At 52.8% G+C, this 15,870-nt stretch carries 5 protein-coding genes, 3 tRNA genes, 3 rRNA genes and 4 pseudogenes; 12 read left to right on the forward strand and 3 right to left on the reverse strand.

The genetic code is table 11. The features are described from left to right. Positions 1 to 34: 34 nt before the first annotated feature. The 8 genes from trkH (at position 35) to ACWWJF_RS16315 (ending at position 7,830) form a co-directional block, all read left to right on the forward strand. A complete protein-coding gene (gene trkH / locus ACWWJF_RS16280; protein ID WP_455870037.1) occupies positions 35 to 1,486 on the forward strand; it encodes a Trk system potassium transporter TrkH in 1,452 nt (483 codons plus the stop codon). A 31-nt stretch (positions 1,487 to 1,517) separates the two neighbouring features. Then, the gene (gene hemG, locus ACWWJF_RS16285; RefSeq protein ID WP_455870038.1) at positions 1,518 to 2,057 is read left to right on the forward strand and encodes a menaquinone-dependent protoporphyrinogen IX dehydrogenase; all 540 of its coding nucleotides are present in this window, start codon (positions 1,518 to 1,520) and stop codon (positions 2,055 to 2,057) included. A 401-nt stretch (positions 2,058 to 2,458) separates the two neighbouring features. Next, positions 2,459 to 4,000 (forward strand): 16S ribosomal RNA (locus ACWWJF_RS16290). Positions 4,001 to 4,138: 138 nt separating this feature from the next. Next, a tRNA-Glu gene (locus ACWWJF_RS16295) sits at positions 4,139 to 4,214 on the forward strand. A gap of 197 nt (positions 4,215 to 4,411) precedes the next feature. After that, positions 4,412 to 7,318 (forward strand): 23S ribosomal RNA (locus ACWWJF_RS16300). A gap of 188 nt (positions 7,319 to 7,506) precedes the next feature. After that, a 5S ribosomal RNA gene (rrf, locus tag ACWWJF_RS16305) occupies positions 7,507 to 7,622 on the forward strand. The 16S, 23S and 5S rRNA genes sit together here with 3 tRNA genes alongside, the layout of an rRNA operon. Before the next feature lie 47 nt (positions 7,623 to 7,669). Further along, positions 7,670 to 7,746: transfer RNA gene (locus ACWWJF_RS16310), tRNA-Asp, on the forward strand. Positions 7,747 to 7,754: 8 nt separating this feature from the next. Beyond that, positions 7,755 to 7,830: transfer RNA gene (locus tag ACWWJF_RS16315), tRNA-Trp, on the forward strand. Positions 7,831 to 7,909: 79 nt separating this feature from the next. On the opposite strand, the pseudogene ACWWJF_RS16320 reads toward ACWWJF_RS16315, so the two are convergent. Next, a pseudogene (locus ACWWJF_RS16320) lies at positions 7,910 to 8,386 on the reverse strand (tyrosine-type recombinase/integrase); the annotation flags it as partial. 92 nt (positions 8,387 to 8,478) lie between these two features. Here ACWWJF_RS16320 and ACWWJF_RS16325 point away from each other — a divergent pair. Then, a pseudogene (locus tag ACWWJF_RS16325) lies at positions 8,479 to 9,437 on the forward strand (IS3 family transposase); the annotation flags it as partial. A gap of 8 nt (positions 9,438 to 9,445) precedes the next feature. Here the strand turns inward: ACWWJF_RS16325 and ACWWJF_RS16330 are convergent. After that, positions 9,446 to 10,614 (reverse strand): IS3 family transposase gene (locus ACWWJF_RS16330; protein ID WP_455868400.1). Its coding sequence is split into 2 segments (ribosomal slippage): positions 9,446 to 10,359 and positions 10,359 to 10,614, totalling 1,170 coding nucleotides; the frame shifts between segments, so codons are not numbered across the junction. Between the two features lie 74 nt (positions 10,615 to 10,688). On the opposite strand from ACWWJF_RS16330, the pseudogene ACWWJF_RS16335 reads away from it, so the two are divergent. The 3 genes and pseudogenes from ACWWJF_RS16335 to epmA form a co-directional block, all read left to right on the forward strand. Further along, positions 10,689 to 11,141 (forward strand): annotated as a pseudogene (locus ACWWJF_RS16335) (IS5 family transposase); the annotation flags it as partial. Positions 11,142 to 11,192: 51 nt separating this feature from the next. Continuing rightward, positions 11,193 to 11,369, forward strand: a pseudogene (locus ACWWJF_RS16340) (IS1 family transposase); the annotation flags it as partial. 139 nt (positions 11,370 to 11,508) lie between these two features. Continuing rightward, entirely contained in the window at positions 11,509 to 12,486 is a 978-nt protein-coding gene (epmA, locus tag ACWWJF_RS16345; protein ID WP_455870039.1) for an elongation factor P--(R)-beta-lysine ligase, read from the forward strand. Positions 12,487 to 12,540: 54 nt separating this feature from the next. On the opposite strand, the gene mscM is transcribed toward epmA, so the two are convergent. Further along, positions 12,541 to 15,858, reverse strand: coding sequence for a miniconductance mechanosensitive channel MscM (mscM, locus tag ACWWJF_RS16350; protein WP_455871132.1), 3,318 nt, complete (start codon positions 15,856 to 15,858; stop codon positions 12,541 to 12,543). Positions 15,859 to 15,870 lie beyond the last annotated feature (12 nt).

The following is a 15,870-nucleotide window of genomic DNA, read 5'->3' on the forward strand; positions in this document are numbered from 1 at the left end:
GCGCTGTTTGATGACTCGTTAAGGATGTTTCTCCATGCACCTGCGCGCCATTACCCGCATTGTAGGGTTACTGGTTATTCTGTTTTCCGGGACCATGTTTATCCCTGGCCTGGTTGCTCTGATTTATCGTGACGGCGCAGGACGGGCATTCACGCAAACCTTTCTGGTTGCCCTGTTTATCGGCAGCGCGCTCTGGTTTCCCAATCGTAAACACAAGCATGAGCTGGCCTCGCGAGAAGGCTTCTTGATTGTGGTGCTGTTTTGGACCGTGCTGGGTAGCGTGGGGGCATTGCCCTTTATCTTCTCTGAACATCCAAACCTTAGCGTCACCGATGCCTTTTTCGAATCATTCTCCGGCTTGACCACCACGGGCGCGACCACACTGGTCGGGTTGGATTCTTTGCCAAGGGCCATTCTGTTTTACCGGCAGATGTTACAGTGGTTCGGTGGGATAGGGATCATCGTATTAGCGGTGGCGATTCTGCCTATCCTCGGCGTTGGGGGTATGCAGCTCTACCGTGCTGAGATGCCTGGGCCATTGAAAGATAATAAAATGCGGCCTCGCATCGCAGAAACCGCGAAAACATTATGGATGATCTATGTGCTGCTTACCGTGGCCTGTGCGGTAGCGCTGTGGTTGGCGGGGATGTCACTGTTTGATGCTATCGGACACAGCTTTTCCACCATTGCCATCGGCGGCTTTTCAACCCATGACGCCAGCATCGGCTATTTCAACAGCCCTACTATCAATACCATCATTGCGGTGTTTCTGCTGATTTCTGGCTGTAATTACGGTTTGCACTTTGCCATGCTGAGTGGCAGAAGTCTCAAGGTGTACGGTCGCGATCCGGAATTTCGCATGTTCATCTTTGTTCAGATGTCGCTGGTGGCGGTGTGCACGCTGGTGCTGTGGTTCCATAATGTTTATGACAGCGGTATCCAGACGCTGAATCAGGCGTTTTTCCAGGTGGTGTCCATGGCGACCACCGCAGGGTTTACTACCAGCAGTTTTGCCGCCTGGCCGCTATTCTTGCCTGTTTTGCTGTTGTGCTCTGCTTTTATCGGCGGGTGCGCGGGGTCGACGGGCGGTGGCTTAAAGGTGATTCGTATCCTGCTGTTGTTCTTGCAAGGACACCGCGAGCTCAAACGATTGGTGCACCCTAACGCGGTCTATACCATCAAGCTTGGACGTCGTGCCTTGCCGGAGCGGATCCTCGAAGCGGTATGGGGCTTTTTCTCCGCCTATGCGTTGGTGTTTATTGTCAGTATGCTGGCAGTTATAGCCACCGGTGTGGATGATTTTTCTGCTTTTGCCGCTGTCACGGCGACGTTAAACAATCTGGGGCCGGGATTAGGGGTAGTGGCCGATAACTTCACCACCATGAATGACGCAGCGAAATGGATTCTGATTTCAACCATGCTGTTCGGGCGTCTTGAGGTGTTTACCTTGCTGGTGTTGTTTACACCTACGTTCTGGCGCGCATAACCTAAAACAAAAAGCCAAAGAGCAATGACCTATGAAAGCGTTGATACTTTTTTCCAGTAAGGATGGTCAAACCAAGGCTATCGCCTCTTATATCGCGACGGTGCTAAAGGCTAAGGTCGAGTGCGATGTGGTGAACATCACGGCCGCTGACAATATCGAACCCGCGCATTACGATCGCATTCTGATCGGTGCTTCGGTACGTTATGGTCATTTCCAGCCCGAGGTTTATGCTTTTATCAAACAACACTTGGGGGAATTGCAGCGTCTGCCAAATGCCTTCTTCTCTGTGAATCTGACCGCGCGTAAGCCAGAAAAGCGCACGGCACAAACCAATCCCTACACCCGGAAGTTTTTGCTGAACTCCCCGTGGCAGCCAGCACTGTGCGGTGTGTTTGCCGGTGCACTGCGCTATCCGCGCTATGGTTGGCTCGACCGGGTGATGATTCAGCTTATTATGAGAATGACCGGTGGTGAGACGGACAGCAGTAAAGAGATTGAATACACCGATTGGCAACAGGTTGAGCATTTCGCACATGAATTTGCTCAGCTTGGTGCAAAAAAACGCGTTTAATGCTGATGTTTAGTACGCTCTGCCGAAAAAACACCCACTCGGAAATAAAATTGAAATTAGCCCTTGTCAGGGCGCGAGAAGTGTCTATACTGCGCCTCCACTGACACGGCAACAGCGACACGCGGTTGCGGTAACAGTCGGAAAGTTAAACGCGAAATTGAAAAATTAACGTTGACTTTTCAGCGGTGCAGCGTAATATACGCCTCCCGCGCCACGGTAGATGTGGCAACGCTCTTTAACAATTAATCAGACAATCTGTGTGGGCACTCACAGGACTTTATCGTAAAGCCTCAGGGCTTAAAAAATAAAAGTCTTGAAGAGTGAACAACAGTTAATTCATTACGAACTAACAGTAATAATTCTTTGAGCATCGCTTCTCGAGTAGAAGCAAATCAAACTTTAAATTGAAGAGTTTGATCATGGCTCAGATTGAACGCTGGCGGCAGGCCTAACACATGCAAGTCGAGCGGTAGCACAAGGGAGCTTGCTCCCCGGGTGACGAGCGGCGGACGGGTGAGTAGTGTCTGGGAAACTGCCTGATGGAGGGGGATAACTACTGGAAACGGTAGCTAATACCGCATAACGTCGCAAGACCAAAGTGGGGGACCTTCGGGCCTCACGCCATCAGATGTGCCCAGATGGGATTAGCTAGTAGGTGGGGTAACGGCTCACCTAGGCGACGATCCCTAGCTGGTCTGAGAGGATGACCAGCCACACTGGAACTGAGACACGGTCCAGACTCCTACGGGAGGCAGCAGTGGGGAATATTGCACAATGGGCGCAAGCCTGATGCAGCCATGCCGCGTGTGTGAAGAAGGCCTTCGGGTTGTAAAGCACTTTCAGCGAGGAGGAAGGCAGTAAGGTTAATAACCTTGCTGATTGACGTTACTCGCAGAAGAAGCACCGGCTAACTCCGTGCCAGCAGCCGCGGTAATACGGAGGGTGCAAGCGTTAATCGGAATGACTGGGCGTAAAGCGCACGCAGGCGGTTTGTTAAGTTGGATGTGAAATCCCCGGGCTTAACCTGGGAACTGCATTCAAAACTGGCAAGCTAGAGTCTCGTAGAGGGGGGTAGAATTCCAGGTGTAGCGGTGAAATGCGTAGAGATCTGGAGGAATACCGGTGGCGAAGGCGGCCCCCTGGACGAAGACTGACGCTCAGGTGCGAAAGCGTGGGGAGCAAACAGGATTAGATACCCTGGTAGTCCACGCTGTAAACGATGTCGATTTGGAGGTTGTGCCCTTGAGGCGTGGCTTCCGGAGCTAACGCGTTAAATCGACCGCCTGGGGAGTACGGCCGCAAGGTTAAAACTCAAATGAATTGACGGGGGCCCGCACAAGCGGTGGAGCATGTGGTTTAATTCGATGCAACGCGAAGAACCTTACCTACTCTTGACATCCAGAGAATTTAGCAGAGATGCTTTAGTGCCTTCGGGAACTCTGAGACAGGTGCTGCATGGCTGTCGTCAGCTCGTGTTGTGAAATGTTGGGTTAAGTCCCGCAACGAGCGCAACCCTTATGCTTTGTTGCCAGCGATTCGGTCGGGAACTCAAAGGAGACTGCCAGTGATAAACTGGAGGAAGGTGGGGATGACGTCAAGTCATCATGGCCCTTACGAGTAGGGCTACACACGTGCTACAATGGCGTATACAAAGAGAAGCGACCTCGCGAGAGCAAGCGGACCTCATAAAGTACGTCGTAGTCCGGATTGGAGTCTGCAACTCGACTCCATGAAGTCGGAATCGCTAGTAATCGTAGATCAGAATGCTACGGTGAATACGTTCCCGGGCCTTGTACACACCGCCCGTCACACCATGGGAGTGGGTTGCAAAAGAAGTAGGTAGCTTAACCTTCGGGAGGGCGCTTACCACTTTGTGATTCATGACTGGGGTGAAGTCGTAACAAGGTAACCGTAGGGGAACCTGCGGTTGGATCACCTCCTTACCTAATGATACTGATTCTGTGAAGTGTTCACACAGATTGTCTGATGAAAATGCTGAGCAAAAGCACCTGTTGATGAATGAGTCTCTGACTCATGCTGATACGAACCTATTAGAGCAGTTGAGTTAATCGGGTTTTCGTGTCCCCATCGTCTAGAGGCCCAGGACACTGCCCTTTCACGGCTGTAACAGGGGTTCGAATCCCCTTGGGGACGCCATACCGATAATGAGTGAAAGACATTATCACCGGTTCTGTGGAACCGACAATAACGTAAAGATGACTTACGAGTCGTGTTTACGATATTTGCTCTTTAACAATCTGGAACAAGCTGAAAATTGAAACGAGCAATATTGGCTCACTACCAATATTGTGATTCTCTCAAGCTTTCACACCCGAGACATTTTCGGGTTGTGAGGTTAAGTGAATAAGCGTACACGGTGGATGCCTAGGCAGTCAGAGGCGATGAAGGGCGTGCTAATCTGCGAAAAGCGTCGGCAAGCTGATATGAAGCGTTACAACCGACGATACCCGAATGGGGAAACCCAGTGCAATTCGTTGCACTATCATGTCATGAATACATAGTGGCATGAGGCGAACCGGGGGAACTGAAACATCTCAGTACCCCGAGGAAAAGAAATCAACCGAGATTCCCCCAGTAGCGGCGAGCGAACGGGGAAGAGCCCAGAGTCTGAATCAGCTTGTGTGTCAGTGGAAGCGTCTGGAAAGTCGCACAGTAAAGGGTGATAGTCCCGTACACGAAGACGCACAGGTTGTGAGCTCGATGAGTAGGGCGGGACACGTGTTATCCTGTCTGAATATGGGGGGACCATCCTCCAAGGCTAAATACTCCTGACTGACCGATAGTGAACCAGTACCGTGAGGGAAAGGCGAAAAGAACCCCGGCGAGGGGAGTGAAATAGAACCTGAAACCGTGTACGTACAAGCAGTGGGAGCATCCTTCGGGGTGTGACTGCGTACCTTTTGTATAATGGGTCAGCGACTTATATTCTGTAGCAAGGTTAACCGCATAGGGGAGCCGCAGGGAAACCGAGTCTTAACTGGGCGTTAAGTTGCAGGGTATAGACCCGAAACCCGGTGATCTAGCCATGGGCAGGTTGAAGGTTGGGTAACACTAACTGGAGGACCGAACCGACTAATGTTGAAAAATTAGCGGATGACTTGTGGCTGGGGGTGAAAGGCCAATCAAACCGGGAGATAGCTGGTTCTCCCCGAAAGCTATTTAGGTAGCGCCTCGTGAATCCATCTTCGGGGGTAGAGCACTGTTTCGGCTAGGGGGTCATCCCGACTTACCAACCCGATGCAAACTACGAATACCGAAGAATGTTATCACGGGAGACACACGGCGGGTGCTAACGTTCGTCGTGAAGAGGGAAACAACCCAGACCGCCAGCTAAGGTCCCAAAGTCATGGTTAAGTGGGAAACGATGTGGGAAGGCATAGACAGCCAGGATGTTGGCTTAGAAGCAGCCATCATTTAAAGAAAGCGTAATAGCTCACTGGTCGAGTCGGCCTGCGCGGAAGATGTAACGGGGCTAAACCATGCACCGAAGCTGCGGCAGCGACGCTTAGGCGTTGTTGGGTAGGGGAGCGTTCTGTAAGCCGTTGAAGGTGAACTGTGAGGTTTGCTGGAGGTATCAGAAGTGCGAATGCTGACATAAGTAACGATAAAGCGGGTGAAAAGCCCGCTCGCCGGAAGACCAAGGGTTCCTGTCCAACGTTAATCGGGGCAGGGTGAGTCGACCCCTAAGGCGAGGCCGAAAGGCGTAGTCGATGGGAAACAGGTTAATATTCCTGTACTTGGTGTTACTGCGAAGGGGGGACGGAGAAGGCTATGTCATCCGGGCGACGGTTGTCCCGGTTTAAGCGTGTAGGTGGGTGACTTTGGTAAATCCGGGTCACTGTTAACACTGAGGCGTGATGACGAGGTACTACGGTACTGAAGTGACAGATGCCCAGCTTCCAGGAAAAGCCTCTAAGCATCAGGTAACATTGAATCGTACCCCAAACCGACACAGGTGGTCAGGTAGAGAATACCAAGGCGCTTGAGAGAACTCGGGTGAAGGAACTAGGCAAAATGGTGCCGTAACTTCGGGAGAAGGCACGCTGTGCGAGGTGTAGGGATTTGCTCCTGAAGCTTTGCGCAGTCGCAGATACCAGCTGGCTGCAACTGTTTAATAAAAACACAGCACTGTGCAAACACGAAAGTGGACGTATACGGTGTGACGCCTGCCCGGTGCTGGAAGGTTAATTGATGGGGTTATCCGTAAGGAGAAGCTCTTGCTCGAAGCCCCAGTAAACGGCGGCCGTAACTATAACGGTCCTAAGGTAGCGAAATTCCTTGTCGGGTAAGTTCCGACCTGCACGAATGGCGTAATGATGGCCAGGCTGTCTCCACCCGAGACTCAGTGAAATTGAACTCGCTGTGAAGATGCAGTGTACCCGCGGCAAGACGGAAAGACCCCGTGAACCTTTACTATAGCTTGACACTGAACCTTGAGCCTTGATGTGTAGGATAGGTGGGAGGCTTTGAAGTGTGGACGCTAGTCTGCATGGAGCCAACCTTGAAATACCACCCTTTAATGTTTGATGTTCTAACCTGGGCCCATAATCTGGGCTGGGGACAGTGTCTGGTGGGTAGTTTGACTGGGGCGGTCTCCTCCCAAAGAGTAACGGAGGAGCACGAAGGTTAGCTAATCCTGGTCGGACATCAGGAGGTTAGTGCAAAGGCATAAGCTAGCTTGACTGCGAGAGTGACGGCTCGAGCAGGTACGAAAGTAGGTCTTAGTGATCCGGTGGTTCTGAATGGAAGGGCCATCGCTCAACGGATAAAAGGTACTCCGGGGATAACAGGCTGATACCGCCCAAGAGTTCATATCGACGGCGGTGTTTGGCACCTCGATGTCGGCTCATCACATCCTGGGGCTGAAGTAGGTCCCAAGGGTATGGCTGTTCGCCATTTAAAGTGGTACGCGAGCTGGGTTTAGAACGTCGTGAGACAGTTCGGTCCCTATCTGCCGTGGGCGTTGGAGAATTGAGGGGGGTTGCTCCTAGTACGAGAGGACCGGAGTGAACGGACCACTGGTGTTCGGGTTGTCATGCCAATGGCATTGCCCGGTAGCTACGTGCGGAAGAGATAAGTGCTGAAAGCATCTAAGCACGAAACTTGCCCCGAGATGAGTTCTCCCTTGTCCCTAGAGGACGCTGAAAGGCCGTTGAAGACGACGACGTAGATAGGTTGGGTGTGTAAGTGCAGCGATGCATTGAGCTAACCAGTACTAATGACCTGTGAGGCTTAACCTTACAACGCCGAAGATGTTTTGGTGTTTATTGAGAGAGAAAATCGTGTGGAACGATTTTGAACAGCGCGGAGCGCTGGCCCCGAAGGGGTGAGTATCAGGATGATACGAACAATCACGTGCTCGTTAAATTCAGCTTGTTGACAGATTGGCATTCATGGCTGAGAGGCGGTGGATGTGAAACAGAATATGCCTGGCGGCGATAGCGCGGTGGTCCCACCTGACCCCATGCCGAACTCAGAAGTGAAACGCCGTAGCGCCGATGGTAGTGTGGGGCTTCCCCATGTGAGAGTAGGGAACTGCCAGGTTTTTATATAGATTATCAGACGGTGTCTGGTAATGAAAAAGTATCGGTGGAGCGGTAGTTCAGTCGGTTAGAATACCTGCCTGTCACGCAGGTGGTCGCGGGTTCGAGTCCCGTCCGTTCCGCCACCCTATTTAGGGGCGTAGTTCAATTGGTAGAGCACCGGTCTCCAAAACCGGGTGTTGGGAGTTCGAGTCTCTCCGCCCCTGCCATATTTATCAATGGGTTACTTCACCTCTATAGGTGCCGAAAACGCCACTTAGCGTATTGCTAGCGTATTTTGTTAGCGTATTATCGCTTCTCTGACTTAATCTCAGGTACATCTAAAGAGGGGGTAAGCCCTACTTTCCTATCGTATACTAAGACTTGGCTTTCAGATTTGTGTCCACTGAATAGCTGCTTATCCTTTGTGCTACCCATGTAATCCGAGATACCTTTAGCCTTCAAATCATGAAATGTACAATCAAGATCGTAACCAAGTTGAATGGATGCTCTTGACCATGCATCACGCCATCGGTTACTGAAACCGCTTTTTGTGTAGTGATCTTGATGTTGTCCGATGACGACAGGATCATTGGCTTGCATACTTGCAGAAATAGATTTGGCTAAATCTATAGCATTGCTCAGTCTGGGTGTCCAAGCCTTAATTTGCCTTATACCTGTTTTTTCTTGCTGAATAAATACTCCTTCCTTCGTAATTTGTTTCCATTTCATTCCCAACACATCTGATAGACGTGCCGCGCAGAGATAGGCTATCTCCATTGCAACTTGATGTAGCCCCCTGTAACACCAGACAGTAGCTGTATCTCCAGATAAGAGATAGGCTTAGATATATGTCTAACAATCATGCTAATTTTGAAATGACCGGGATCCTGTTAGGGCAAGAAGTCCGTAAGCGTAAAACTCCGCAAGAGAAAATCGCCATCATTCAGCAGACAATGGAGCCGGGGATGAACGTCTCCCATGTAGCCCGCCTGCATGGCATCCAGCCCAGCCTTTTGTTTAAGTGGAAGAAGCAATACCAGGAAGGAAGCCTCACCGCCGTTGCGGCCGGAGAAGAAGTGGTTCCAGCTTCGGCGCTGGCGACTGCCCTCAAGCAGGTCCGGGAGCTACAGCGCCTTCTGGGTAAGAAGACGATGGAAGTTGAGATCCTCAAAGAAGCAGTGGAGTACCGCCAGTCGCGAAAATGGATAGCGCACGCGCCCTTGTTGCCAAAGGACGGGGAATAGCTCTGGTCAGCCGCGCCATGAGCGTGTCGCGTGCGCAGCTGTCACTGCGGGTTAACCGTTCTGACGACTGACTGGACAGGCGCAGCAACCGGCGTAATGACGAAGCTGATGCTGAGATATTATCGGACATCCTCCGTATCATCAGCGACATGCCCAGTTACGGTTACCGCCGAGTGTGGGGTATCCTGCGTAAGCAACGTCGTGCAGAGGGACTTCCACCGGTGAACGCCAAACGGCTTTACAGGATAATGAGCGAGCATAACCTGCTGTTGTTGCATGATAAAACTGAACATCCGAAGCGGGAGCATAAAGGCAAAATCGCGGTAGCAGAGAGCGATATGCGCTGGTGCTCAGATGGCTTCGAGTTCGGTTTTGACAACGGCGAGAAGCTGCGGATGACGTTCGCACTGGACTGCTGCGACCGGGAGGCCATAGACTGGGCAGCGAGCACCAGGGGTTATGACAGTTCAACCGTGCAGGATGTGATGCTGAGGTCGGTGGAAAAACGCTTCGGTAGCGCGCTGCCGGATAAACCAGTGCAATGGCTGACGGATAATGGTTCAGCGTACACAGCGCATGAAACGCGGAAGTGTAGTGGTCAACTAATATTGGCCACCGCATTAGACTGTATGTAGAACAGTCGCTCAGATTCGTTTGGAGTTAAGCCGCCGTTATACCAGTGAGGCCGGATAGCGCTGTAATACCCCGTGATGTAGCGGATAATCGCGTCCTGGGCTTCGCTGAAGCTGTTGTAACCCTTTGTCGGCACCCATTCTGTCTTCAGGCTGCGGAAGAACCGCTCCATTGGCGCATTATCCCAGCAGTTACCCCGCCGACTCATACTCTGCTTTATCCGGCAGCGCCACAGGGCTTGCCGGTATTGACGGCTGGTATAGTGGCTGCCCTGGTCGCTGTGGAACATGACTCCTGTTGGTTGTCCCCGGAGTTCCCAGGCCATCTGCAACGCTTTAACTGTCAGCGCCGAGTCCGGCGAGGTCGACATGGCCCAGCCCACCGGTTTGCGGGCGAACAGGTCTAGCACCACCGCAAGGTAAGCCCAGCATTTGCCCGTCCAGATGTAGGTCACATCGCCGCACCAGACCTGATCCGGCGCGGTAACCGCGAACTGGCGGTTGAGATAGTTCGGTATTTCAACGTGTTCATTGCCGCCGCGTTTGTATTTGTGAGCCGGTCGCTGGCAGCTGGCGATACCCAGCTCCTTCATCAGCTTGCCAGCCAGCCAGCGCCCCATTTTGACACCGGAGCTGCCGGTGACGATGGTCGCGATACTTCGAGCGCCGGCAGAGCCGCCGCTGGCGTTCCAGGCTTCCATGACGCGACTACACTTAACCACGCGCTCACCGTCGGGTTCATTAGCGGAAGCCTGCCAGTGCCTGTAGCTGCTGCGATGTACCTCAAAAGTTTGGCACAACGCCGTGACCGGGTATCGCGCCCTCAGCCTGTCGACTACCGTGAACCGTTGAGTGAGTCCGACATTAAGAGCGCCGTAGCCTTTTTTAGGATTTCGTTCTCCATTTCAAGGCATTGGACTTTTTTCTTCATCTCACGCAGCTCGAGCTGTTCAGGGGTAAGAGGAAGTCCCGTTGGCGTTTTTCCCTGTCGTTCAAGGCGAAGCTTATTGACCCAGCGACTAATGGCAGAATGGCTGACATTAACCGCCTCTGCGGCCTTAACGTATGTGTAGCCGTGGTCGACAACCAGCTTTGCGGCTTCGAGCTTAAATTCCGCCGTAAAATGTTTACCCATGAGGTCACCTGTCGTGTTGATGAGGTGAGCATATCACCTCCGATCAGGTGGCCAGTATCAGTGTGCCACTACAGCATGAGATTATCTGTGCGGATTTGTCGCTCAGTGGTACGACTGATGCCCAGGCTCTACCGGCACTGATAAACCAGACCCACCGGAAAATCAGAGAGGCATCGGCTGACGGCGCTTACGATACAGGTTACTGCCATGATGCTCTGCTGAGGAAGAAAATAAGGCCGCTTATCCCGCCGCGAAGGGGGGCGCAATATTGGCCGGACCACTACCACGAGCGTAACCACGCTGTTGCAAATCAGCGCCTGAGCGGCAGCAACGATACCTGGAAAAAGAAAGTGGGCTATCACCGACGCTCAGTGGCTGAAACGGCCATGTTCCGGTTCAAAACGCTTCTGGGTGGTCATCTAAGTCTGCGTGACTACGATGCTCAGGTGGGTGAAGCCATGGCGATGGTCAAAGCGCTTAACCGGATCACGCTATTAGGAATGCCGAACAGTATTCGCATCACGTAACAATCGACTTGGGGCACAGTCGTTACAAGTTCTGATTTATTCAACAAAGCCGTTCCGAAGCAGAAACATCTGACTGGCAAGATCTTCACGCAACGCATAGAGCGCAATAACCTGACGCTCCGTACCCGCATTAAACGACTGGCGCGTAAAACGATTTGCTTCTCGCGCTCCGTCGAGATCCACGAAAAAGTCATCGGAGCCTTCATCGAAAAACACATGTTCTACTAATTGGAGTCATTACCCAGGAGGGAAACCTGAGCACGAGAAACAGCGGGAGAGACAGGGCGTGATTGTAGCGGCGTTGAATTGTTTGCAGGCGAATATACGGGTAGACTGCATCCCCTGTTTGCGTTAGGAGTAAAGAAACATGTGCGAAGGCGCACTCTGGCAGCCCACCGCCACCATTGAAAACTTATTGAAACGTGCAGCCATCGTCTCAGAAATTCGACGATTTTTCTCCGATCGCGGCGTATTGGAAGTGGAAACACCGGCCATGAGTCAGGCAACGGTGACGGATGTACATATGGTCCCGTTCCAGACGCTTTTTGTCGGACCAGGCGTATCTGAAGGGATGACGCTCTACCTGATGACCAGCCCTGAATACCATATGAAGCGCTTGCTCGCCGCAGGCAGCGGACCTGTCTTTCAACTGTGCCGTAGTTTCCGTAATGAAGAGTCTGGACGATACCATAATCCCGAGTTCACTATGCTTGAGTGGTATCGCCCCCACTACGATATGTATCGCTTGATGGACGAAGTGGACGATTTATTACAGCAAGTACTGGAGTGTGAAAGCGCAGAGCGTCTCTCATATCAGCAGGCTTTTCAGCGTCATCTTGACGTGGACCCGCTTTCTGCGGATAAGGCGCAATTGCGAGAGGCGGCGGATAAGCTCGGCATGGGCGATCTCGCCAGCCGTGAAGAGGATCGTGACACGCTGTTGCAAATGCTATTTACCTTCGGCGTGGAACCGCATATTGGGCACGACAAACCAGCTTTTGTGTATCACTTCCCGGCGTCACAGGCTTCGCTGGCTGAAATCAGCTCTGAAGATCACCGGGTAGCGGAGCGCTTCGAGGCCTATTTCAAAGGTATTGAGCTGGCAAACGGTTTTCGCGAATTGACGGACAGCGATGAGCAGCGCCAACGTTTTGAGCAGGATAACCGCAAACGTGCCGCTAGCGGGCTTTCTCAGCAACCGATTGATGAATATCTGCTGGCGGCGTTGAAACAGGGAATGCCTGCCTGTTCTGGCGTCGCGTTAGGGGTGGATCGTCTGATTATGCTGGCGTTAAAAGCGGAAACCATTGGTGAGGTGATGGCCTTCACCGTCGGGCGTTCGTAATCATCAAATCACCGTTCCTCCGCGTGTTTGGTTCTCTCTGAGGCTATCTGCCTGTTACAACCCACCTTCTGGCCGGTTGGCTGAACTCGGGCTGCGTCCATCAATACGCACGGAACTCATCTGCACCTGGAACGGCGGGAACGGCATCTCCATGTTGTTCTCGCGGTAGGCTTCCAGAATCAACTGGTGAATCTCATGACGCAGCGGCATGCGGTGCCCCATTTCTGCGGCAAAGATACGCAATTCGAAAATCTGGATACCCTGACGTAAATCCACCAGAAAGGCTTCTGGCGGCGGGTTTTCCAATACCAACGGGCAGCGTTTCACTGCATTGAGCAACAGTTCGGTCACTTTTTGGCTATCGGCATCGACTGGTGCTGGAATGGTCAGCACCACGCGCGTCACCGAATCCGACAGCGACCAGTTGATAAACTGTTCGGTGATAAAGGCCTTGTTGGGCACGATGATCTCTTTTCTGTCCCAATCGGTAATTGTGGTGGCTCGGGTATTGATGCGCATAATGCTGCCGGTGAGATCGCGAATGGTCACGGTGTCGCCAATGCGGATCGGTTTTTCAAACAGAATGATCAGGCCGGAGATAAAGTTGGCGAAGATCTCCTGCAAACCAAAGCCAAGGCCTACGGTCAGGGCCGCAACCAGCCACTGGAGTTGTGACCATTCAATCCCGATAAACGAGAACCCCACCAGGCAGCCAATCAGCATCAGCATGTATTTGCTGACGGTGATAATGGCATAGCCAGAACCGGGGGAGAGATCGAGGTGCTGAAGCAATGCCAGCTCAAGCAGCGCGGGCAGGTTGCGCACCACCTGCGTCGTGATGCTGAAAATCAGAATCGAAATTAGCACCGCTCCAAGTGTAATCGGCTGTACCTTATCGACCCCTTTCACCGTACTGGTGACTTCCCACAGATTGATGTTTTCTAAAAAGCTGAATGCGGAGTGGATTTCTGACCACAGGACAATCACTGACACCAGTGCGATCAGTGTCAGAATGGATCGCACCAGTTGCAGCGATTTGGCGCTGATGGTATCCAGATCGACCACTGGCTCTTCGATGGTGTCTGAGGTGATTTCCACTAAGATACCCGACTCTTCTTCACCACGGGCACGCTGCGCCAATATTTCGGCGCGCCGCTGTTTGGCCCTATCAAACGCGATGCGTCGGCGTTGGATCAGCATCCAGCGCCGTATCACGTGGTAAACCACCAGCAGGAAGAACCAGATAGCGACCGAGGTTTCCAACCGCGCCAGCAAGGCTTTCGACGTGGCCAGATAGCCAACACCCGATGCCAGCGCCGCAATCAGGGGCGCACTGATCATCAGGTTCCACAGCGCACGGTTGATGGTGTTTTCTCCTGAGCCTTCCTTGTTCAGGTAGAGCGGAATACAGGCTCGTTTCAGGCTGGTGGTCACCAGACTCAACGCCAGACACAGCAAAATAAAGCACAGTCGCCCCAGCGTGCTGGAAAACTCGCGTTCGTTGAGGTTTTCAAACGTGATGATCGCCATGATCAGCGGAACAATAAAGGCAATCGACAATCGGTAGTAGCGCATGGCGCGCGCGACGCGCTCGGGTGACCAGCGTAAGTGGGCAATAAACAGCCCATTTGAATGGGCGAAGGAGGCGCTGACCATCACCAGCCACATCAGCGGGACGGTGGCGGTCACGCTATCACCGATCGCGACGGCGATGGGATAAGGCCAGGCGTTTTGCAAGCCGTACCCCAATGCGGCCCACAGCACGGGCAGCGGGAGCGCAATCAGTAGCGAATAGAACAGAGTACGCAGCGTCAGCGAAAAATGATCGAGGGTAACTTTACCGATACGGCTGCTGGCTCGCTCTAAAAAGGCGTTGTAGTGACGGCGCGAACTGATACCGAAGCCGACTAAAATCAGCGCGCCCATCAGCGGGAACGCGGTTTCCCGACTGGTCACCACCATGATGACGGCGCTGCTGAGCTGAGTAAAGGTATCCAGCGAGAGCAGATGGTAAAGCGCCTGCACCACCTGTACCGGGAAGGCGAAGGAAATAGGATTCACATCGGCAACCCAGAACAGATAGCGGTGAACCGCCTCGCGGATTTCCAGCAGCGCTTCTTCCAGTTGGCTGGTCGTCACTTTGAGCTTGGTCAGTTCAAGGATCTGCGCATCGGTGCCGGAAATCAGCGATGTGAGTAAGTCACGCTGGGTACGAATGTGATCGCCAAGCACGCATTGCTGACTGTTACTTTTGGGCGTGCAGTTCTCTTGTCTCGGGCGTTCTGAGGTACGGGCAGCACTGAGCAGGTTTTCATAGCGTAACCGTTGTACGCGCAACTGGGCCATGTCGGTGTCCAGCCGTTGCGGTTGCGGCATGTCCGGCAGGCGAGCCACCTGCGCGCGCAGTGCTTCACCCAGTACGGTAGATGCCCCAATCCACTGCGCTTGCTCACGCAACGTGCTGAGTGCTTGCCGCACTTGCTGCGTTTGGGTGGTTGCCTGACGCTGCTGTGAGGCGATCAAATCAAGATGCTGTGCCTGCTGATTGAGTTCCTGAGACAGTTCGCGGTTAAGCTGTAGCTTTTCGCTGATGACCGCGGGCAAATCATCACCGCGTTCCACCAACTGCTCGGTGCGTTCGAGCACTTTCTCCGCTTCACGCTGGCGTAAGTTGTTGATGCTGGAACGTAATGCTTGTAGTTGTTGATCCAGCCTGTCGTGGCGCAACTGGTAGAGTTCCACGCGTAAGCGGGAGAGCTCCTGGCGATTACTGGCGGAAAGCTGGGCCAGTTCCAATTCATCAACTCGGCTTTGGCGCAACGCCTGCTGGGCTTGCAATAACACTAACTGCGCCTGGACCAGCGGTGTGACCGGATTGCCTAACGATTGGATTTGACGATCAATTTCGTTTAATACCCGGCTGGCTTCGGTTTGCTGCCGCGGCAGTTGGGCCAGAGAATCGATCACTTCACGCAGTCGCTCTCGTTCCTGTTGCAGTTGGCGTGATTGATCCAGCAGTTGGCTGCTGGTTTGCACCACTTTTTGCTCCAAATCGACAACCGAGAGTTTGTCGCTAATGGCGGTGGTTTTATTTTCTTCAGCTGCCAGCAGGCGGCGCAATTCCTGCGTCAGTTTGGGGAAATCATCAATAACGTGTTGATATTGCTCTGTGCGTGCCAGTGACTCTTTGCGTTCCTGCAAGATGTTTAACGCAAGACGAAACTGTTCGACGATATCAGCCTGATCGGGGGTGTTTTTATTGGCTTCAGCCTGTTCCAACTGTTGGCGCACCAGCGCCTCGTTAGGCACCGGGGCTGCCAGCGAGGTGACAGAGAGCAAAACAGCAGCAAAGAAAATCACGAGTTGACGCACGATGGTTCTCCC

This window comes from Symbiopectobacterium sp. Eva_TO, assembly GCF_053848865.1.

Excerpts from the sequence above, each read along its gene's own strand:
- trkH (WP_455870037.1), top strand. The coding sequence starts at position 35 with ATGCACCTGCGCGCCATTACCCGCATTGTAGGGTTACTGGTTATTCTG.
- hemG (WP_455870038.1), top strand. The coding sequence starts at position 1,518 with ATGAAAGCGTTGATACTTTTTTCCAGTAAGGATGGTCAAACCAAGGCT.
- epmA (WP_455870039.1), top strand. The coding sequence starts at position 11,509 with ATGTGCGAAGGCGCACTCTGGCAGCCCACCGCCACCATTGAAAACTTA.